At 65.1% G+C, this 17,717-nt stretch carries 25 protein-coding genes; 9 read left to right on the top strand and 16 right to left on the bottom strand.

The genetic code is table 11. From position 1 onward, the window contains the following. Nucleotides 1–20 precede the first annotated feature (20 nt). The 5 genes from DEU38_RS23385 to DEU38_RS23365 all read right to left on the bottom strand — a co-directional run bounded on the left by DEU38_RS23385 (nucleotide 21) and on the right by DEU38_RS23365 (nucleotide 2,585). Nucleotides 21–890, bottom strand: a complete 870-nt coding sequence (locus DEU38_RS23385) for a hypothetical protein (protein ID WP_114723773.1) — start codon at nucleotides 888–890, stop codon at nucleotides 21–23. Nucleotides 891–1,022: 132 nt separating this feature from the next. Further along, the gene (locus DEU38_RS23380) at nucleotides 1,023–1,403 is read right to left on the bottom strand and encodes a hypothetical protein (protein ID WP_147283578.1); all 381 of its coding nucleotides are present in this window, start codon (nucleotides 1,401–1,403) and stop codon (nucleotides 1,023–1,025) included. 21 nt (nucleotides 1,404–1,424) lie between these two features. Next, nucleotides 1,425–1,784: a hypothetical protein gene (locus tag DEU38_RS23375; protein ID WP_114723771.1), complete on the bottom strand. Its 360-nt coding sequence runs from the start codon at nucleotides 1,782–1,784 to the stop codon at nucleotides 1,425–1,427. Further along, the gene (locus tag DEU38_RS23370; protein WP_147283577.1) at nucleotides 1,781–2,125 is read right to left on the bottom strand and encodes a hypothetical protein; all 345 of its coding nucleotides are present in this window, start codon (nucleotides 2,123–2,125) and stop codon (nucleotides 1,781–1,783) included. The genes DEU38_RS23375 and DEU38_RS23370 overlap by 4 nt, the downstream gene beginning before the upstream one ends. 43 nt (nucleotides 2,126–2,168) lie before the next feature. After that, nucleotides 2,169–2,585 (bottom strand): hypothetical protein, encoded by a 417-nt coding sequence (locus DEU38_RS23365; RefSeq protein ID WP_114723769.1) that lies wholly within the window; start codon nucleotides 2,583–2,585, stop codon nucleotides 2,169–2,171. A 454-nt stretch (nucleotides 2,586–3,039) separates the two neighbouring features. Here DEU38_RS23365 and DEU38_RS23360 point away from each other — a divergent pair, with 454 nt between their 5' ends. After that, complete coding sequence (locus DEU38_RS23360; RefSeq protein ID WP_181818914.1) at nucleotides 3,040–3,456, top strand: hypothetical protein; 417 nt, start codon at nucleotides 3,040–3,042, stop codon at nucleotides 3,454–3,456. A 634-nt stretch (nucleotides 3,457–4,090) separates the two neighbouring features. On the opposite strand, the gene DEU38_RS23355 is transcribed toward DEU38_RS23360, so the two are convergent. Next, nucleotides 4,091–4,486 carry a hypothetical protein gene (locus DEU38_RS23355; RefSeq protein WP_258558122.1) on the bottom strand — a complete coding sequence of 132 codons (396 nt, stop codon included), beginning with the start codon at nucleotides 4,484–4,486 and terminating at the stop codon, nucleotides 4,091–4,093. 122 nt (nucleotides 4,487–4,608) lie between these two features. On the opposite strand from DEU38_RS23355, the gene DEU38_RS23350 reads away from it, so the two are divergent. Continuing rightward, on the top strand, nucleotides 4,609–4,989 hold the full coding sequence (locus tag DEU38_RS23350; protein WP_114723768.1) for a hypothetical protein: 381 nt from the start codon (nucleotides 4,609–4,611) through the stop codon (nucleotides 4,987–4,989). 370 nt (nucleotides 4,990–5,359) lie between these two features. Then, nucleotides 5,360–5,773 (top strand): SdpI family protein, encoded by a 414-nt coding sequence (locus DEU38_RS23340; protein ID WP_114723766.1) that lies wholly within the window; start codon nucleotides 5,360–5,362, stop codon nucleotides 5,771–5,773. A 1,012-nt stretch (nucleotides 5,774–6,785) separates the two neighbouring features. On the opposite strand, the gene DEU38_RS23335 is transcribed toward DEU38_RS23340, so the two are convergent. Then, nucleotides 6,786–7,508, bottom strand: coding sequence for a GAP family protein (locus tag DEU38_RS23335; RefSeq protein WP_181818913.1), 723 nt, complete (start codon nucleotides 7,506–7,508; stop codon nucleotides 6,786–6,788). A gap of 99 nt (nucleotides 7,509–7,607) precedes the next feature. Between DEU38_RS23335 and DEU38_RS23330 the strand changes: the two genes are divergently transcribed. Further along, nucleotides 7,608–8,201 carry a TetR/AcrR family transcriptional regulator gene (locus DEU38_RS23330; protein ID WP_114723786.1) on the top strand — a complete coding sequence of 198 codons (594 nt, stop codon included), beginning with the start codon at nucleotides 7,608–7,610 and terminating at the stop codon, nucleotides 8,199–8,201. Between the two features lie 261 nt (nucleotides 8,202–8,462). Here the strand turns inward: DEU38_RS23330 and DEU38_RS23320 are convergent, their stop codons facing one another. From DEU38_RS23320 to DEU38_RS23285, 7 genes are all read right to left on the bottom strand, one after another. Continuing rightward, entirely contained in the window at nucleotides 8,463–8,660 is a 198-nt protein-coding gene (locus DEU38_RS23320; protein ID WP_114723765.1) for a hypothetical protein, read from the bottom strand. Further along, complete coding sequence (locus DEU38_RS23315) at nucleotides 8,657–8,902, bottom strand: type II toxin-antitoxin system Phd/YefM family antitoxin (protein ID WP_107986258.1); 246 nt, start codon at nucleotides 8,900–8,902, stop codon at nucleotides 8,657–8,659. The genes DEU38_RS23320 and DEU38_RS23315 overlap by 4 nt, the downstream gene beginning before the upstream one ends. A 67-nt stretch (nucleotides 8,903–8,969) precedes the next feature. Then, a complete protein-coding gene (locus DEU38_RS23310) occupies nucleotides 8,970–9,464 on the bottom strand; it encodes a hypothetical protein (protein WP_114723764.1) in 495 nt (164 codons plus the stop codon). Beyond that, nucleotides 9,461–9,658, bottom strand: coding sequence for a hypothetical protein (locus tag DEU38_RS23305; protein WP_114723763.1), 198 nt, complete (start codon nucleotides 9,656–9,658; stop codon nucleotides 9,461–9,463). The genes DEU38_RS23310 and DEU38_RS23305 overlap by 4 nt, the downstream gene beginning before the upstream one ends. A gap of 165 nt (nucleotides 9,659–9,823) precedes the next feature. Beyond that, nucleotides 9,824–10,021 carry an antitoxin VbhA family protein gene (locus tag DEU38_RS23300; RefSeq protein ID WP_107986261.1) on the bottom strand — a complete coding sequence of 66 codons (198 nt, stop codon included), beginning with the start codon at nucleotides 10,019–10,021 and terminating at the stop codon, nucleotides 9,824–9,826. Between the two features lie 163 nt (nucleotides 10,022–10,184). Next, the gene (locus DEU38_RS23295; RefSeq protein ID WP_114723762.1) at nucleotides 10,185–10,826 is read right to left on the bottom strand and encodes a Fic family protein; all 642 of its coding nucleotides are present in this window, start codon (nucleotides 10,824–10,826) and stop codon (nucleotides 10,185–10,187) included. Between the two features lie 1,085 nt (nucleotides 10,827–11,911). Further along, nucleotides 11,912–12,940: a trypsin-like serine protease gene (locus tag DEU38_RS23285; protein WP_114723760.1), complete on the bottom strand. Its 1,029-nt coding sequence runs from the start codon at nucleotides 12,938–12,940 to the stop codon at nucleotides 11,912–11,914. Nucleotides 12,941–13,494: 554 nt separating this feature from the next. Here DEU38_RS23285 and DEU38_RS23280 point away from each other — a divergent pair. The 4 genes from DEU38_RS23280 (at nucleotide 13,495) to DEU38_RS28905 (ending at nucleotide 15,853) form a co-directional block, all read left to right on the top strand. After that, nucleotides 13,495–13,833, top strand: coding sequence for a hypothetical protein (locus DEU38_RS23280; protein ID WP_114723759.1), 339 nt, complete (start codon nucleotides 13,495–13,497; stop codon nucleotides 13,831–13,833). A gap of 46 nt (nucleotides 13,834–13,879) precedes the next feature. Next, nucleotides 13,880–14,416 carry a hypothetical protein gene (locus DEU38_RS23275; RefSeq protein WP_258558121.1) on the top strand — a complete coding sequence of 179 codons (537 nt, stop codon included), beginning with the start codon at nucleotides 13,880–13,882 and terminating at the stop codon, nucleotides 14,414–14,416. A gap of 594 nt (nucleotides 14,417–15,010) precedes the next feature. Continuing rightward, complete coding sequence (locus tag DEU38_RS23265) at nucleotides 15,011–15,493, top strand: hypothetical protein (protein WP_114723757.1); 483 nt, start codon at nucleotides 15,011–15,013, stop codon at nucleotides 15,491–15,493. A 234-nt stretch (nucleotides 15,494–15,727) separates the two neighbouring features. Continuing rightward, nucleotides 15,728–15,853: a helicase associated domain-containing protein gene (locus tag DEU38_RS28905; protein WP_220181958.1), complete on the top strand. Its 126-nt coding sequence runs from the start codon at nucleotides 15,728–15,730 to the stop codon at nucleotides 15,851–15,853. Between the two features lie 3 nt (nucleotides 15,854–15,856). Here DEU38_RS28905 and DEU38_RS23260 read toward each other — a convergent pair whose 3' ends face one another. After that, complete coding sequence (locus DEU38_RS23260) at nucleotides 15,857–16,288, bottom strand: hypothetical protein (RefSeq protein ID WP_114723756.1); 432 nt, start codon at nucleotides 16,286–16,288, stop codon at nucleotides 15,857–15,859. Nucleotides 16,289–16,913: 625 nt separating this feature from the next. Here DEU38_RS23260 and DEU38_RS28700 point away from each other — a divergent pair. Further along, complete coding sequence (locus DEU38_RS28700) at nucleotides 16,914–17,060, top strand: hypothetical protein (protein WP_181818912.1); 147 nt, start codon at nucleotides 16,914–16,916, stop codon at nucleotides 17,058–17,060. 68 nt (nucleotides 17,061–17,128) lie between these two features. Here DEU38_RS28700 and DEU38_RS23255 read toward each other — a convergent pair whose 3' ends face one another. Beyond that, complete coding sequence (locus tag DEU38_RS23255; RefSeq protein ID WP_147283575.1) at nucleotides 17,129–17,611, bottom strand: hypothetical protein; 483 nt, start codon at nucleotides 17,609–17,611, stop codon at nucleotides 17,129–17,131. Nucleotides 17,612–17,717: the final 106 nt, after the last annotated feature.

The following is a 17,717-nucleotide window of genomic DNA, read 5'->3' as shown; positions in this document are numbered from 1 at the left end:
AGCTCGGCGTCGCGGTGAGTTCAGCGTTTCCTCCACTCGACCTCGCTGTTGTAGCCGGCGTCGCGGGCGACCGCGGACACGAGGGCCTTCGCCGCGTCGGTGAGGTCGTGGTCGATCGAGACGGGACCACGCATCCACATGGCGTCGACGACCCGAGTGAGGTCCGACTTCTCAGCCGGTGTGAGCTCGACGCTCGCGAGTGCGACAGCGAGACGGTTGAGGGCGTCCGCGGTCGAGTGAACCGGGAAGGCCTCGTCGACGTAGCGGTAGGGCTGATACGGCGCATCCTTGCCTCGATGGCGGTAGATCTCGTCAGCGCTCGAGCCCTGGTCGCTGAGAATGTGACATGGGAAGCGACCCCCGTAGTCGGCCCGATACTTGAGCACCTGGTCAATCGACGATCGCATTCCGCCGGTGACGGCCTTGTAGGAGAAGTAGCGCAGACCGTTCAACTGATCCCTGGTGAACAGCTCGCTGTCGAGGACTGCGAGGTTGGCGGCGACCTCGTCGAGGTAGCCGTCGTCGCAGATCACCGCTGTCTCGTCGAAGAGCAGGCTGTGCGAGGCCCACACCCCATGCGCCGGTGCGCCCAGCGGCTTGTGCTCGCAGATTCCCAGCACCGTGCCGGTGTCGGGGTACAGGACCACCCAGTCGACCCCGTCGCCGGATTCGGTCACGTACGGGATGCGTCCGTCCTCGAGATCCGCCTCGGTGAGGGTCGGCGTGATCATCTGCACGATCGCCCAACGCAAGGCGTCGTTGTCTGATGATCCGAGTGCGGCGATCGCTCGATTGATGTCGCCTTCGAACGCCTTGTGAGCAACCCCGGTGTTCGAGGTCCATGTGGACCGAAGCGGTGCTGCATAGGGCGCGCGGTCGAGATCTGTCACAAGGTGTCTCCTTGTCTTCTGGTGAGTGATGGGGGTCGATCGATCGGAACATTGTTGCCCGTTCGCACCTTCTTTGTCCGAAGCAGAGTGCGGGTTCGGGTGGTGTCGGCGCCCGGACCGGGCGCCGGGCTGTCACGCCTCGTCCGGCGGGTCGGGTTCGTCCGGTGGTTCGGGGAGCTCTCGTGGCAATCCGAACTGCTCCCGCAGCGCCCGGTGGCGGGGGACGAGGAGTCTTCTCGCCAGCGACGCCCTGGCCGCCGCGATCTCGCGCTCGGCCCGAGCGACCGCCTCACCGCGCGTCGCGTATGCGAGGCCGCGCAGTTGCTGAGCGCGGCCGCCGGTGAGCTCGAGGATCGGAACGTACGGCCAGCGCGAGTTCCGTCCGCGCTTCACCGCGCCGGGTGAGCCGAGGTCGGCGTTCGCGGCGGCCGTGGCCACGTCCTGGAAGAAGCCGGTCGAGCACCGCGCCGCAGCTCTCGCACAGTCCGCGGTCAGTGACCGGCTGCCACTCACACTGGGCGCAGCTCCGATCGGTCATGGCGTCGTGTCGTCGAGGTCGGCGGTGTCACAGCTGCTGCCACCGTGCGGCCTGAGGCCGTTCACGACCTCCCGCAAACCCCAGACCAGCAACCAGGCGATGAACGCCACGATCGCGGCGGCCGCCAGGAGGCCGGCGAGCAGTCCTGCATTCCTGACGGCCGGCGAGACAGCCTCCCGCGCGGCGGCGCGCCACCCGTCGCCCCGATCCGGCAGCATCATCAGGACCGCGAACGCGGTGCCGACCTGCCGCAGCAGGGTGATCACCATTGCTACGCACCCGACGACCAACGGCCACTGCCACCGGCGCACGTCGTGCGGCTCGGTGTCGCCGTGCAGCTCCCGCCCGTCGCTCATACCGGCCCCCTCGGCGCACCGAGCGCATCGGCGGACTCGACCAGACGTTGTCTGGTCTCGGGGTCGCGCAGGTAGGACGGGTTCGCGTTGTAGACCTTCTTGCCGGTGTCCAGGTACTGGAGGGTGGCTACCACGGCCGCACCCGGGTGCTCCAGGTACACCGGGTCCTGGACGTAGCGCATATCCGCCACGTACGCGCTCGTGTCGCTCGTGTCGATGCGTAGGTCTACCAGCCTGGCCAGGCGGTCTTCTTTGATCTTGGTGTGCTTGTTCGGTACAAGCAGCACCACCGAGCAGAGCTTGGCCTGAAAGACGTCCCACAGTTCTCGTTCGGTCTTCATGACGGCGCCTTTCGATGTCGCGGCTGCGCTGATCAGCATCGGTTCAGTAGGTCCCGTCGATGCGGATGTCGCCGCAGTGGTCGAGGACCACTAGCTGGCCGGTCACCCGAAGGTCGATCGCGGCTTCGGCGACGCCGACGGCGAAGTCGGTGGCGCAGCGGGTGATGGCTGCGTCGACGGTGCCGCTGAGGTCCACGGCGCCGAAACGGCGGATCGTCCCCAGTCCGGGCACGGCGGCGACGAGGTGGACCCGGTCGTCGAAGTCACCGTCGGCGCCGATGGCGGCCAGTGCGTGCACGTGGATGGGGTGTCCTCCGTCGACGGTGACGGTGATGCCGGCCTCGTCGGCGACGAACAGGCCGGTGGGCACCGGTGCGACCGAGAGGTCGGAGCAGAGAGTGTCGGCGCGCGGGCTGTTGCGGCGGCGGCCGGGGAAGGTGGACTGGACGACGATGCGCATGGGTGTCTCCGGTGATCGAGGGGTGGAGGGTTTCGGCCTCCGCCCGGCGTTGGCTTTGCCAACCAGCCCGACACGGTCGGGCTCCGCAAACCATCCCGACGCTGCGAGCGGCCGAGACCGCCGTCAGACCAGGCACGGGACGGGCACCACGGCGGGCCGCCCCACGGCACGCTTCGCCGGTCCGGTCACGGGCCGGCGGGCACCCAGCGGCCACCCTCCGTCGTCTGCGCGGCCTTCAGCGCGTCACAGGGAGGCCGATCCCCCATGGACTTCCCGTTCTCGGCGGATACTGCCCCTGAGGAGGTGATCGAGATGAGTGCAACAGCTTGGGCTTTTTATGGAGTATGGGCCCCGCTCTTCTACGTGCTCTCCCTGTTTGGAGTGCCGGTCAACTGAAACGGGCACGACAGCGGGCCAGCAAATCCGGGGGTTGCTGGCCCCCTTGGAGGTCGCCATGATCGATTTCGTTCGCCGATCGGTCGCCTGCGCCGCGATCGTGGCCGGTGCGGTTCTGGCGCCGCCGGCCGCCGCCTCCGCCACTGTCGCCGTCCCGTTCCAGATCGACCCGTACGGAAGCTTCGATTTTCCCTCGGTCCGCTGCGTGGCCGTGGTCGGCGAACAGCCCGGGGCGGTGACGATCGCCGGTCCGGAGGAACGCAGACGAGAAGGCCGATCGGGGTGCCTACAACTGTCCGAAGTGTGCTGGCTGAACCTGTCGAGCGGAGCCTCCGGCTCCACCCGGATGTCGGGCGGCTCGGACGGATACCCGGAAGCGGTCCTGCCGACCGGGACCGGGCAGGTTGTTGTCGTCGTCGTACACACCGGCAGCTCGTTCGTCACACCGGGCATCGCAACCGTCTACGTCCTGTAGTCGACGGGAGGACAACGCAACACCTTCCGCGTCTGCATCCCGTGTGACCTCGGTGGACACTGCCCCTGGATTGAAGGAGACGAAGCAATGGACAACGACCTCGCACCGCTCAACGGCGTTTTCATACCGAGATGGCTCTTTGACGTGCTGTACCAGGCCTGGCTTGTGTGGGAGCCGCTGGTCGGGCCACCGGTAACCCATTGATCGACCGAGACCACGCCCCGTGCTGGCTAGGTGGCTACTGCAACCGCTGAAGGGAGCCTGCCCAGGGTCCTGGCGCTCGCGTCGGAATGAGTCGGGAGGATCGGCGGACACTGCCCCTGACGCACCCCCCGGATTCGAAGGAGGCGAAGCAATGCTCGACAACACTCCCACGCCGCTTGGCGACTTCTTCGTGCCGAAGTGGTACTACGACATCGTGTACCAGCTCTGGCTGTGGGGCATCCCGCCGCACTAACCCGAAACGACAGTGGGCCAGCGAGACGGGAGTGCTGGCCCACTGTCGTGTGTTCGGTTTGTTTTCAGGGATCGGTCGCCGAGACCGCCGTCAGAACGGGCACGGGACGAGCGCCACGGCGCGCCGCCCATCGGCACGCTTCGCAGGACCGGTCACGGGCCGGCGCGCACCTGGCAGTCACCCGCCGCCGGAAAGTTCGCCGCTGTTGCTGTCGGTAGACGTGGATCTGTGTAGGCGGTAGGTAGCGCCGTTTTTGAGTTCGTCGGAGGTGAACCGCTGTGTCACGAAGTTGCCCACGTAGATGTCATATTTTCTCTGGTTCGCGGGGACGGCCTCGAAGTGTGCGGTGTACGTACACACGCCCGTGCCGTCGGGGTTCTGGTCGATGGAGTCGACCTTCAGTGCCGACGAAGCGTATGCAGAGCCACTGTCCCCGAGGATGACTATCTGGTCGTTCGGGGCAACGTGAGCTGCTCCGATAGTGCACTCGCCGGCGTCGACCGATGCCCGGTCTGCCTCTCCGGTGACGGTCACCATGGCAGCGAAGGTCTCCGGCACGTCGACGTTGGTCACACAGCTCGTCAGAAGTACTGCTCCCACAGATGCGGCTGCCGCGAAAGCGATCTGCCTCAGTTTCCACCCCATAGACAGCCACGATAGGCAGTCGTATTCGGCGCTATCCGGGGGACGAGCCGATGGAGACGCAGACCGGGCACCGGGTGGTGGACGGCACGGGCCGGCGCATACCCGACCAGCGCGATGCGGCTGTGCGTGCAGTGGCGTACCGAAGGACGCCGCTGTGTTTAGCTGCATGGATGGGGCGAGTGAACTGGCAGCGCGTGTCGGCAAAGCTGGACGCGTGGGCGCCCTTCGTATTTCTCGTGTTGGTCGGCCTCATTCTCGGGCCGACCATCGTCAACGACGCCTTCACCGCTCCGTCAGGGTGGAACTGGTTCCTGTTCGGGCTGTGGGTATTCGTCGTCGTGGGTCAGATCTGGCAATGCGCGAAAGGGCTGCGACGTCGTGGAGAGGGCGGGGGCACACTCGGACGAAATGGGGAGGTAGGTACGAAGTGAGAACGTGGCTCCACGAAACATGGCACGCGGCACCCCGGCAGAGCGTTGTCGCCGCCTTCGTACTGACAATGGTGTTGACCGTCACCACAGCGGCGCAGCAGTCGTGGCCCATGGCCGCTTACGTGTTCGTCTCGTCGGCGGTGTGCGGTAGCGCGGTTCTGGTACTTGTGGCGCGATCGAGAATCCAGCACCAGGGCAACAGCTAAAGCGAGGCTGAAACTGCGAGGTAGAACGGTTCCGGGTTCAGTCCGCCATGCCCCAAGGGTTCAACTGGGAAACAGTGCCCCCCGCGGACCGGTGAAGCGGTCCGCCCAGCGGGCCGGCGCGCACCCAACCGCGGTGCGGAAAGACGATCGCGAGTTCGTCGGTAATGTCCGTTGTGTCGAAATTTTCTGATAAGGGGGCGGCACTGGTGGACACATCAGAGTTACTGGGGCTGACGATCTCGATGACGTCGTCGACGCTCATCGCCGCGGGCTTTGCTGGACTTATGCCGCACCTCATCGGAGACGAACCGAATCCCGTTATGGGCATCCGGACGAAAGCGACGATGGCAAGCCACGAAGCGTGGCAGTTGGCCCACCAGGTTGCGCAGCCGATTCTGCGCCGGACCGTATGGACAGCCGTTGCGGGACTGTGCATACAGGTCGTTATCGGTTTCGTGACAGGTTTCGGGTCCTTGCCGTCAGCTGTCGCTGCAACGGTTGTGTGCGCGGCGGCCTTCATCGTCCTGATCGCTGCGGCGTTGAAGGGCAACGCCGCAGCGAAGACCCTGAGTCGTTAAGCCGCCGGTCGGAGGGCGCTGGGTGCGGGCACGGGACGGCCACCACGGCGGGCAGCACGCTTCGCCGGTCCGGTCACGGGCCGACACGCACCCACCCACCCACCGCGCAGACAGCGAAACGCCCCGGAATGAGACCATCGGGTATGAACATGCAGTTTTGGGAGGTATCCGCACTCTTACGGAACCTGCGGTACTACCTCGTGAATGCCCGTCGATTCTTCACAGGGTGGAGTGTCACCGAGATCCCGCCCACCGAACTCCCGCGCCCCGAGGACCGCTGATCCGACGAGGTGCCCGGGCAGTTCGGTGGCACACTCGGACGAAATGGGGAGGTAGGCACGAGTGAGAGTGTGGCTCCGCGAAACATGGCGGGCGGTACCTCGACAGAGGGTTGCCGCTGTCGTCTCACTGACAACAGTGTTGACCGCCACCACCGCGGCACAGCAGTCGTGGGTCCTGGCTGCTTCCGTGTTCGTCTCGTCAGCGGTGTGCGGTGGCGCGACTCTGGTACTCCTCGCGCGATCGAGAATCCAGCACCGGCGCAGCAACTAGGGCTATACCGACGAGTGTCGAGGTACAACCAAGATTGACGAAGCGCGGCGCTAGATTGATCAACGACGCACCGGTTACTTGAGGGCACGAACTGTTCCGCGGGGATGAGCCCCGCGGAGGCGTGTCCGGGAGATGTTTGGGGGACGTACCTATGTTGCGGTCGTATCGGTACTCGTCGAAAGGGATCATCTTCTGCAGTCTGCTGCTGGCAGTGGCTATAGGACTACGAGCACAGGGGCAGACGATCTGGGGAGATGTTCTGCTGGCCGCTTCGATAGTCGGGCTGCTGGCGGTCGCTTTCGAGGGGGTCAGATCCCGGAATCGTGAAGCTGACAACGGTCGTCTGTGATGACGTGGAGCCTGGTTGATTCGATCCAGACGTCGCGACCCTCCCCGGGGTTCGTCGAAGTGGCGCGGTGTGTTCCGCTGATTTCCGTTGCACCTCGACAGCTGGTCAGCGTCAGCGCGGTACCCAGCCGAGGTCTTGGAGTGCGGTGGCGGCGAGGAAGAATCCAGCGACGCCGATGATCCACAGCGTCGTGCTCCGGGCGTTCCGTGTCAGCCAGACGTCCAGCCGTTTCAGTGGTACCTCGACGGCGGAGCGTGCCACGAGGCGTCCAGCGGTGAGCGCCAGCGCAGGTGCGATCATCACCAGGCAGTACCCCGCCAGCACCAGCAGAGCAGCCGGCCATCCGGGGGTCTGTTCAGCGATGATCCCGGTCGCGACGAGGTACGGCAGCATCGAGGCGACCTCCAGGAGAACTGCGGCGACCGCGAGCCCGACCAGGGCGGAGGTCGCACTGTCGCTCATGGCGCGCTCGCGCCAGCGGCTCAGCCGCCCTGATTGTTGCGCGCGCTCGGCGGCGCGAGCACGAGCGGCTTTCGTGTCGAGGGCGAAGCTGGCCGCTAACAGCGCGGCACCGACGATCAGCCGCGCAATAGTCGCAGCGGTGGTGTCCAGCAGTCCCGCTGCACCGTCGATCACGAACCGGCCGCCGGCCATGAGCGCGATCCCGATGCCGTAGTAGACCGCCGCGACGGTGCCCAGGTAGAGCAGGATGCGGTGCGGCCGCACCCGCCCCGGCGTCATCAGCAGCCAGACCGGCACCAGGAGCGTGCCGAAACTCAGTGAGTCGGTGAGCGCCAGTACCGCGAGGGCACCCGCGGCTTCGGCGGAGATCACCGCGCCGCCCCGTCCGCCGTCGTGTCGTGCTCCTGCATGACGCCCCCTTAGTACAGTCGTACCAACTCAGCAGTTGGCACGATCGTACTAGGAGGAGTGGTGACGGCTGTCGCCCCGCGCGAGGAACGCAAGGCAAGGCTGGCCGAGGCCGTCTGGCGGATCATCGCCGAGCGCGGCATCACCGCGGTGTCGGTGCGGACGGTCGCCACCGAGGCCGGGATGGCGGTTGGGTCGCTGCGCAACCTCTTCTCGACGCAAGCGGAGCTGCTGGAGTTCTCCGCCGAGCTCATGGTCGCCCGCGCCGCTGCCCGTGTCACCGCAATCCCGCCGAGCGCCGACACGGTCGCGTATGCGCTGGCCGCGATCCGCGAACTCATGCCCCTGACCCCGCAGACGCGCCGGGAGTTCGAGATCAACGTGGCCCTCATCGCCGAGACTCCCGCACACCCGGGCCTCGCCCAGATTCGCGACCACGCTCACAGGCAGCTCCTGGACCTGTTCACACGCATCGCGGCCATGCTCCGCGACGAAGCCGCGTCGTCCTCGGCAAGCCGGACGGACGGCCGGCGTCTGCTTGCGCTCGCCGACGGTCTCGGAATGCACCTGCTCCACCAGCGCGCCGGCGACGACACCGACTGGGCACTCGACATCATCCGGGGCGAACTACACCGCATCGACAACGAACCCGGCTGACGACAATGAGCTGGGCGAAAGAACAGAACCCGCACCTGCCGGCGAAGGCAGAGTGTGGGTTCTGTGTTCGGGTGCCCATGTGCCGCCACGGATCTAGGAGTTGCTATGAGCGTCGCGCGGTCCTCGTACCGACGCAGTATGTCCGGATCGGAGGCTCCGTGAGGCTCGGTGGCCGTGACGAGCTTGTTCCGTAAAACAGTCGTTCCCGGGATGAAATAGTCATCCCAGGAACGAAACTGTGCAGTTGTACGCGCCATCGAGTTAGCTCAGTAGCTCCCGACGGAACGCTGCCAACTCTTCTTCCACAGTGCTGGTGCCGTTCGCCACGCGTCGCGAGGCAGCCTTGGTTGCTTCGGTGACGGCGCCACCGGCGAGACGAACGCCCGCGGTGGCGAACTGGATCGCCTCTTCAACGCTGCGGACAGGCACCTGCTTCGTCACCTTGCGTGCGACAGTCATTCGATCAGGTCGTGGGTGGTGCCGCGCTCGAGCCTATCGATCGAGGCCAGCAGCCGACGGGCGTTCTCCGGGCTCCTGATCAGGTACGCCGTCTCCTTCAACGACTCGTAGTCGTCGAGAGCCACCATCACCACCGGCGCATGGCCAGCCCGGGTGATCACCACTTCCTCACGGTCGGCGGTGACGGCGTTCAAGGTCTCGGCATATCTCGCCCGCGACTGCGAATACGTCATCGTCTTCACGGGCCGACCCTACCTGGAAAAACACAGGACCCGCGTCTGCCGGAGGCCGCAGAGTCACAGCCCCCATCTACGTCGACTCCCAGGTGGCGGCAACGATCACGTCGGCCGCCTGCTCGATCTCGGCGTCGGTGCCCGCGCAGCCGGTCAGCCACGCCACGATCGACACCGGCCGGCCGGCCACGACCAGGGACGGCTGCGGCTGCGTGAGCAGCGCCTGCACCGTCAGCGGGTGCAGATCGTCGTTCAGCAGCGGCAGGACCTTCTCCAGATGAGGGACCGCGCCGACGGCGATGAACTGGGCAGGCGGCAGCAGTCGGCCCTGGCCCGACGTAAACGCCCACAGGGTGCCGTCGGTCAGGCGCTGGCGGATGCAAGTGGTGGTGACACCGAGGCGCTGCGCCGCGTCGTCGACCGACAGGGAGCTGTGCACCAGGTCCTGCATGCGGATGTCCCGGTCCACGCGAGCCGCCGTGGCGGCCGCGGGGTCGGTGACGAAACCGGCCTCGGCCAGCAGCGTGGCGTCGTGTTCGGACAGCGCAGGCCCGGCAGACGGGTCTGTCACGCAAGCCTGCGGTTCAGTTCGGCGGACACCGTGGCGACCCTCTTCGCTACCTCCGCGACCTGCCGCTTCCTTGAGCTCGCAGCGGCGATGACGGCATCGTGCACGAACGTTTTCAGCGACACGTTTTCGCGTTCGGCAGCCTCCCGCAGTTCCCTGTGCTCTTCGTCGGTGAACGTGATGTTGAGTGATGGCACGGCGGTGGTCCTTTCTCATCAGTCCCTCGCCAGGATGCCTAGTCGTTCAGCGGCCCGGCAAGGGTGAAGCCGCATCGGCGGCGGGCTCCGGGGCTCGGATCGTTCAGTCGCCGAACTCGGAACCTTGGTCGCGCTGGCTGTTAGTGTTGCTGCGCGAGCATCGAGTCAGCTCAGAAGCTTCCGACGGAGTGCCGCCAGCTCTTCCTCTGCCGTGCTGGTGCCGTTCAACACGCGTCGCGCGGCAGCCTTGTTTGCTTCGGTGACGGTGCCACCCGCGAGACGAACACCCGCGGTGGCGAACTGGATCGCCTCTTCAACGCTGCAGGCAGGTGTCTGCTTCAGCACCTCGTGCGCGAGAGTCATGCTGGCGCCCTTCTCTGTGCGGTTCGGTCGATCGCATTCTCGATTTTACGTGGTTGTTGATCAAAGCGTCGGCAGTGAGACGATTAGCGTCGACCTCGGCGGACGGCGACGGTGAATACGGCGTCGTAGCGGATCTGCCAGCTGTGACCTGCAGTCTCCAAGTTCAGCGCGGGAGCGCGGTGAGACCGTGTTTGCGCATCAGAGCCTTCACCGCGTCGTGCTCGTCGTTGATGTACGCCCGGGCGAGCAGATCGTTGACGGTGTCAGCGAGCCGCGGATCGTTCTCGTCGACGGGAACGACCAGCATCTGGCCGTGGCCGATGAGCGGGCTGTTCGCGACGAACAACGCGGTGCGCTTGTTCCCATCCTCGAACGGCTGAGCCTTGGCGAGCTCCACGAACAGATCCAGTGCGTTCTCTATGACGTCATCGCAGGCCAGTGAGTCGATCAGCTGCTGGAGACCATCGTCGGTCAGCGCGGGAGGCATGTGCCGGCCGTAGCGGGTTCCGACGCCGATCTGCTGGTCGTCGGTGCGCAGCTGTCCCGGGTGCAGTGCGCCGCTGCGGGTGATCTGCGCGTTGATCGCGCGGACGTAGGGAGCATCGACCTGCTGATCGTGGTGGTCGATGACGAACTGAGCGACGTCCCGGAGGTCCTCGAGCAGCGCGAGGTCGGCGCGGGAGCAGATACCGGCCAGGCTTCCTGAGCGCAGGAAGTTCTCAGTGTCGAGGCGGCCGACAGCGAGACCGTCGAACACCTTGCCTGAGGTGTAGACGACGCCGGTCAGGTCGGCAACGATGATCATGGGCAACAGCGTGCTCCGTGCATGTGGTCGGAGGCCGGCCAGCGGCCATCCCCGAGAAATCACTGTAGGTTCTCATCCATCTTGTCGGCCACAGACGTCGGTAACCTGCGCATTCTCGCGCAAATGTCGCATCAGGATTCTTGCGTTCTTGTCGTGATCCTCGAATCGCCCGTAGCGAGCGGATCCGTGAGATCTGCAATCAACGGGCCGGGATACCCAAGGCGGGAAGCGCCTGTGTCAACCTAAACGGCCCGGGGTGACGGCTCGAGGTGTGACCGGACGGTGGTGCGAGTTCCAATCGGACGCAGTCAGGTGTGCAGGAAGACCTGCGCTCTTTCTGATGTGAGGCGCCCTGATCGTCGGTGGTGACCGCGGATCACCCAGCGTTGCTCGAACGCGACCTCCGCGAGGCGGTCTGCGAGGCGCCCTGATGCCCCACAGGTGCTCGAGCCTGCCGTTGATCGCCTTCCTCGGAGCGTTGGAAACCCCGACGTCGCAGTCATTGCGTGGTCCTGTCTCGAGTCGACCTGGCAGCTCTGATCGATCGGACTTCCATGAGTTCGCTACGGATAACCGCCAGCTGGTGGCTCAGCGCCTCCTGAGGCCCGGAGTCGGAGGGTTTCTGGTGCCCTTGATGTTTCTTCGGTATCGCTGCAGCCTCGTCCGCGGATGCGGCGCTGCGGTGACCGATCGGGTCGACACCACAGAATGTGGCGCCGACCCGACAGGCTGTGCGCTAAATCAACCCATGGAGCCGAACAGTAAGTACCCAGAGCCGAACAGCAGTCGTGCTACAGCGAGGTCCATCTCGGTGATCGGTCGCAGAGGGCAGGGGCGGGAGCCAGTTGAGGCGCCACCTTCAGCGTCCTTCAGACACTGAGCGATCTCTTGCTCGGTGAAGGTCCGGTTAAACCGAATGGCGTCCGAGATGGTCTCGGCGGAACCCGTCTGGAAGAGGCTACTGCCGCTTGCGGGAAGGCTCCCGCCGCCGGTGGAGTCTTGAGCATGGGCAACGGCCGGGGCTGCGGCCAGGAATAGCCCCGCGGTCAGGATTACGGATCGAGTCAAAGTGAGTCGCATGGTGGTCAGCTTCCTATGTAGCCGATATTCGGGGCATATCCAGCGTTTCGGAAGGGCAAGTTTGCGCCCACCCCGCCGGTGAATGCACGGGCAATCTCACCGAGGTTGGATTGGGATTGCGTCGCCATAATATTCTGAATCCACGGAATATACGGGGTGAGGTTGGTCATCATTGACCAATTTGTGCAATTGTAAATCGTGTTCTGGGACACAACAACTCCCTGGCCGGTATGGACACCGAACATCGATCCGCCGGAGAAATAGGCGCCACCGGAATCGCCCTTGCAAGTGGGGTAATCGGTGGCAGTGAACGACGAGAGGTCATTGAACACTGAGCCGTCGACGAACGTAATAGAGGGGATGTGGTACTCGTAGTCGAGTGTCGACGAAGAGGAGAAGTTCTGCGGGGTGTTGGTGTTGTTGATCCCGGAGTACCCGACGAGTTTGAGGGTGTCGGAGATGGTCGGTGTGCGGGTTGACAAGCTGAATGGTGTCGCACTGATGCCGGACCCGACCTTGATCAGTGCCAAGTCCACGTTCGGCTGGTTAATGCGGTAGATGTTCTCGATCCCGGCGAACTGCCCGTCGGACTGCTGAATGAATCCTGGCGCCCAAGGGGCGGTTCTGACACAGTGATCGGCGGTGAGCCAGAACTTTCCACCGATGTAGTTCGCGGTGCACGAGCGGTAGGAGTAGGCGACCGCGGTGAAATAGAGTGCTCCGACGCCGTCGTGACGCGTCTCGACAGGGTTGGTGCTGCGAGCGGAAACCTGGCCGGCCCCGCCACTGTCCGGCGACGCAACCGTCGGCGCCGTCTGAACCGTCTGCTGGTATTGCTGTTCTTGCTGAAGGTAGGCCTGGAAATCGGGATCGAGTTCCAGCTCGCTCTGGCTCAGAACCGGGGCGGGATCGTCTAGTGCCTCAGGGATTTGCACAACCATGGCGTTGGGAGTGTCGGTTTCGGCGTTCGCCGGCAGCGTCGGGACCAACACAAGGCTGACCGCCCCTGCCGCAGCCGCGGCGATCTTTAACATTCGTCTCACTGCATCATCTCCAGACTCATGAAGTTCTTTCGTGCACCGGCAGATATTGGCTGGACTTACTACAAGTAACGATTCGATCGATCAACGAAGCTGGAAGGCGATTCCCGATCGGGAAGGGCCCAGGTGAGCACGCCGCAGGTCAGCGCTCCGAGGTACAGTACCGACTCAACGGTCTGCTGTGGCTGAAAGGGATAAATAGGAAGCCGCTCGAGCGCACGCGGCAGTGCAACACCAAAGACTCGCCCGATTCGTCACGCTGGGTTGGGGCTTCTACGTGACTTGTCTCATCGACCTCCGACTCGGGGCGACCGCGGAACCATGTGGCAAGGAACCGGAGCGTTCTTCTCCGGTTTCGCAGCAGCCTTGTTACTTGGCCCGGCCGCGTCGTCGACGGCACGACCCGCGCTCTTTCGTCCCGCGTGGCTGCTGCGTGGTTGGGGCCATACCCACACAACAGGTGGACAACCAGGGAAAACTCTGGACGAGCCCCGTAGAATGGGCGAATCGACGCTGCGCCGGCGGCCTGAGCATGAGAGGAGTGCGAGATGACCGTCGTGAACATGAAGGTCACCCGCCAGAAGCTCATGCAGAGCGCGGTGTTGACCAAGATCGACCGGGAGCATCTGTCTGTCGACACGGACAAGGTGCGCCGGAATCTCGACACGATCCGCCAGCATGTCTCTCGCGGCCCGCTGATGACCAGTTACATGGACCGGTGGGAGCAGATCGTCCGCGACAACGACATCAAGTCCTTCCGGAACATCGTGGACTCGGACGACGAGACGGCCAAGGAGATGCGGAACCTCTCGCCGTTGTCGGTGCTGCTGGACGAGGACGAGCGCCTGCAGGTGCTCGACGATCTGCGTGACCTGCTGAAGCGGTGAACCGGGAAGAACTCGGGCGGGCGATCAAGGGGCCGCGTGCGCGAACTTGGACGAGTCGCCGGTCGTCGTCTTGGGCTCCCAGTCGATCCTCGGCAGTTACGACACCGCTGAGCTGCCCGAGGCCGCGTTCCAGTCCCGCGAGGTCGACATCCTGCCGCTGAGCGGCATCACCAATCCGCCGGCGGTCGAGGAGAAGCTCCTCATGCTGGATGCGCGCCTGGGGGAGAACTCCCCGTTCCACGAGCACCACGGGTTCTATGTCGAGGGGATCCACAAGGACGTCGTCGTGCTGCCGAAGCATTGGGACAGCAGGTTGGTGCACTTCACCGTCGCGGACGGCTCGTCCGAGCTGTACGGGCGGACTGGGCTGTGTCTGGATCCGGTCGACCTGTGCGTGTCGAAGTGCATCGCCGGCCGTCCGAAGGATCATGAGTTCGTCGCGGCGCTCGTCCAGGACGACATCGTCACGGTCCCGGAGACCCTCGAGCCGATCGACAAGTACGGCATCGAGTGGCCTCCGACGTACGACTCCGGAAATGACGCCGGGACCCCGTTTCCAGATCCGCCCCCTCTTCACTCCTGATTTCTGCGCGGTTACCGATGAGAATTTCAGTTCCCGCAGCGTCTCCGGCAAAAAGCCACCTCAGCACACATTTGAATCCCGTCGACGGCTCTACTCGCCGACCAGCTCGACGCCGACAGCCTGCCCGCCGAGTATCTGCCGCGGCCAGTGACCGACGAAGTGCTGGCGCGTCGACGGAACGCTCCGCTGTTCACCCCGATCGACCGCTGGGGGCACACACCCTTCGACCGCTCCGCGTTGTCCGCGCAGTCGATCGGCGGGCGTTCTCGCCGCGGACGTATCCGGCCAGGCCGCGGCGCACCGTCCGTACCTCCGCGGCCTGCCGCGACTCGACGAGGCCCCCGAGCCCTACCAGCCGAAGGTGTACCCCAAGATCGTCCTCGACGAGGGGTACTACGAGCGTGGCATCGAAGCCCGCCGCGCGACCCAGGAGGCCCTGTCCGACGTCCCCGGCATCCTCGACGACGTCGAAGCGCAGGGCCGACGCGATCCTCGAGAAGCTCCTGGCCGTTCTCGACGGCGAATTTTGAACTTCGGAACGACCAGGGGCCAGTTGATCGGCCCGGGGCGGCTCCGGCCCCGTAGCCTCTGCCCGTGACAGATCGCGCCGTGTTGGCTGCCCCATCCGCCAAGCGCACGCAGACGCACTCCCCTCGTTCCGCGGCCACGCCGCCCGACGCGACGACGCGCACCATCGCGGCGGACTCCGTGGAGACGGACGGCATCACGCTGACGGTCACCATCACCTGCGTGCCGATCGCGGCGGAAGCGAGGGAGTGGGATCCTGCCGTCTCCGGGACCGTTGTGACGGTGGCAATCGTGAGCGCCGACGCGACGACAGATGCCCGCCGGCACATCCCCTTACGGGAGCCGGAGGCATGGGCGCGGGGTGTCTTCGACGAGTTCGACGACGACGAGCGCCGGATCTACCTCCTCGGCGGCGTCGATGCCGACACCGGACGTCCCGAGTTCAGCCTAGTCACCTACCGTCTCTACCTCGACGAGTACGGTGCCCCGATCCGAGTCTCCATCCAGCTACTCACGATGCACTACTACTGGGTTCTGCCCCTCGAATGAGCCTCGTTCGACGCCATACTGCGGTAGGTCCGCGGCGAGCAAGCTCGGCCGCGAGTGCCGCGATGACCATGAGTTGCATCGGTGCTAGCCAGGACGGAACCGAGGCGTCAGCGAACAGCACGAGGCCGGCCGGAATCATCGTGCTGATGGAAACCGCGGCGAGGGCGATACGCAACACGATCGTGGCTCGAAACGTGGGCATGGCGCATCCTCGGGGTCGGTTCCGACGATCGTATGCCGCTCTGGGTCACCAGCCGCCGCGTCGACCGCCGACACAGCCGGCAGTCACTCACCCCAGATCGCATCACCGAACTCGACAGCCTCGGCTTCGACTGGGGCACCACCCGCACGAAGAAGTGACCGTCAGGGCACCATCCAGCCACCGGCGCCGGGCAGGACCGTGACGATCGGGTATCCGGGCGATCCGGTCGACGCAGTGACCGTCGCGACCACCGGTCCGGACCCAGTTCGGGCGTCAGCGCTCGAATACCCGGCGTCTGTGTGATTGACGAACACGGTGTCGGCCGCACCGGTCGAGTGGTTGCGCCAGTGGACGAAGAAGCAGCACAAGGCACGCGCGGTGAACCGGGTGACGCCGGGCATCTCCGGGTCGGTGCTGGCAACCACGTGTCCGGCGGCCGCAGCGGGGAATCCAGGTGGAGTGAACCCGGCGACTGCGATGGGGATCGGGAAGACGGTGTCGGTCGGTGCGGCGCCCGCGGGCTGCGCCGTCAACAACAGCGCGGCACCGGCCCCGGCAACAACGACCGCTCGACGAAGACGCAGACGGTTCATCGGTGAACCTCCAACTCTGGCGGCCCGGCTCCCGACCTCGGCGCAGGCCGACGATGGACACCAGCCTACGACCGCCGCCCCGCAGTACACGCCGCTTTCGCAACAGGTCCGCCGACATCGGTGTGGGGAGCGGGACGAACGACGTCGACTGGGGCTCCACCGGGCGAAAGCCGCACTGTCAGAGCATCATCCAGTCGCTCGCCCCGGACAACAGTGTCAGTCCCGACCACGCGGCGAGCACGATAACCGACGGTGTCGCGGCGGCCATGGCCGATTGCCGGTCTGTGCCTACCAGGGAATTGCGCCGTAGTTCAGCCATGCCAGGAACACATCGATGGCTACGCCGAGCGGACCGAGCCACATTCCATATGGCGTCATCACTCGCGTCCTAGCAGCTCTTCCACGTGTTGCCGAGCCAGCACGGCACGTTGGCCAACGCCCAGCCCCGCTGCTCGTCATTGAAGAACGGCGGATACATCAGCCAGATGAACCATGGCCAATCCATCGCGGTCACCTCCTCAGCACGGCGGGATTCCCCACAGCCAGAGCTGGAACCGACCCCGGCGAAGGCCGACGATGCACACCAGCCTATGCCCGCGGATCAGCAGGCCACGCCACTTTCAGAATGCCGACAATCGTGGTCATCGTCCTGTCGCTCGTCGAGGTCCGCTCGGTCGGGATCGTCAGGCGCAGGACGCTGTCGACGTCGACCTTGATGTTCGCGAAGTCGCCCGGCGCGGTGGCCGCGAACTTCTCGATCAACGGGCCCTGATCACGGACGGTCTTGTGTTGCCGCTTAGTGTCTTTGAATATCGCGCAGCAACACCGAACCGTCAAGGATTACCTACGAGTCGTCATCTCCTTGAAGTGAAGAACCCCTATCAAAACCGCCCCAACCACCACTGCGGCCACTACAAGCCCCACGACCTTCCAGTACACAACGCCAATCACAAGCAACCCTGCGGCCACGACAAGCCACAACGCGCGTCGGAGTCGGCGAGTCACCTCGGAATCCGGCCGCCGCCGCAGCAGACGCTTCGCGCTGCTCGTCACTGGACGGATCTCACCGTTTGCTGCGTACTCGAACAGGGCAATCCCTCGAATGTTCGCGAATTTTCGTGCATCGTCTGCGTATCCGCCGTACGAGAAGTGAACCCAGCGGCAGCCCTCCTTCTTCAGGAAGACGCTTGAATAGACCTCCTCGATGTGTGCGAGGTCGACAGGCATTGCGCGAACGGTGCCCCGCCCGACAAGCCCCTTCCCGTCGAGGTGGAAGAGGTCATCCGCTTTGCCTCGCCGCGTACTTACGTTCTCGAACCCCATAACCCGCAGGTGAGCGGCCACACGCGGAAACATGGCCTGGCGGGCGATCTTGGTTTTCAAATCCAGCTCCGGGGTGCGAGTAGGCAGGTCAATGACAGAAGCGAAC

The organism is Rhodococcus sp. AG1013, from assembly GCF_003350365.1.
Lineage (GTDB): Bacteria > Actinomycetota > Actinomycetes > Mycobacteriales > Mycobacteriaceae > Prescottella.
Note: the sequence above shows the minus strand (reverse complement) of the source record. Positions and strands in the feature narration are given on the sequence as shown.

Coding starts and splice junctions, on each gene's coding strand:
- DEU38_RS23375 (WP_114723771.1), bottom strand. CDS start 1,784: ATGAGCGACGGGCGGGAGCTGCACGGCGACACCGAGCCGCACGACGTG.
- DEU38_RS23370 (WP_147283577.1), bottom strand. CDS start 2,125: ATGAAGACCGAACGAGAACTGTGGGACGTCTTTCAGGCCAAGCTCTGC.
- DEU38_RS23365 (WP_114723769.1), bottom strand. CDS start 2,585: ATGCGCATCGTCGTCCAGTCCACCTTCCCCGGCCGCCGCCGCAACAGC.
- DEU38_RS23360 (WP_181818914.1), top strand. CDS start 3,040: ATGATCGATTTCGTTCGCCGATCGGTCGCCTGCGCCGCGATCGTGGCC.
- DEU38_RS23350 (WP_114723768.1), top strand. CDS start 4,609: ATGGAGACGCAGACCGGGCACCGGGTGGTGGACGGCACGGGCCGGCGC.
- DEU38_RS23340 (WP_114723766.1), top strand. CDS start 5,360: ATGTCCGTTGTGTCGAAATTTTCTGATAAGGGGGCGGCACTGGTGGAC.
- DEU38_RS23320 (WP_114723765.1), bottom strand. CDS start 8,660: ATGACTGTCGCACGCAAGGTGACGAAGCAGGTGCCTGTCCGCAGCGTT.
- DEU38_RS23300 (WP_107986261.1), bottom strand. CDS start 10,021: ATGACTCTCGCGCACGAGGTGCTGAAGCAGACACCTGCCTGCAGCGTT.
- DEU38_RS23295 (WP_114723762.1), bottom strand. CDS start 10,826: ATGATCATCGTTGCCGACCTGACCGGCGTCGTCTACACCTCAGGCAAG.
- DEU38_RS23285 (WP_114723760.1), bottom strand. CDS start 12,940: ATGTTAAAGATCGCCGCGGCTGCGGCAGGGGCGGTCAGCCTTGTGTTG.
- DEU38_RS23280 (WP_114723759.1), top strand. CDS start 13,495: ATGACCGTCGTGAACATGAAGGTCACCCGCCAGAAGCTCATGCAGAGC.
- DEU38_RS28905 (WP_220181958.1), top strand. CDS start 15,728: ATGCCGCTCTGGGTCACCAGCCGCCGCGTCGACCGCCGACACAGCCGG.
- DEU38_RS23260 (WP_114723756.1), bottom strand. CDS start 16,288: ATGAACCGTCTGCGTCTTCGTCGAGCGGTCGTTGTTGCCGGGGCCGGT.
- DEU38_RS28700 (WP_181818912.1), top strand. CDS start 16,914: ATGCCGACAATCGTGGTCATCGTCCTGTCGCTCGTCGAGGTCCGCTCG.
- DEU38_RS23255 (WP_147283575.1), bottom strand. CDS start 17,611: ATGGGGTTCGAGAACGTAAGTACGCGGCGAGGCAAAGCGGATGACCTC.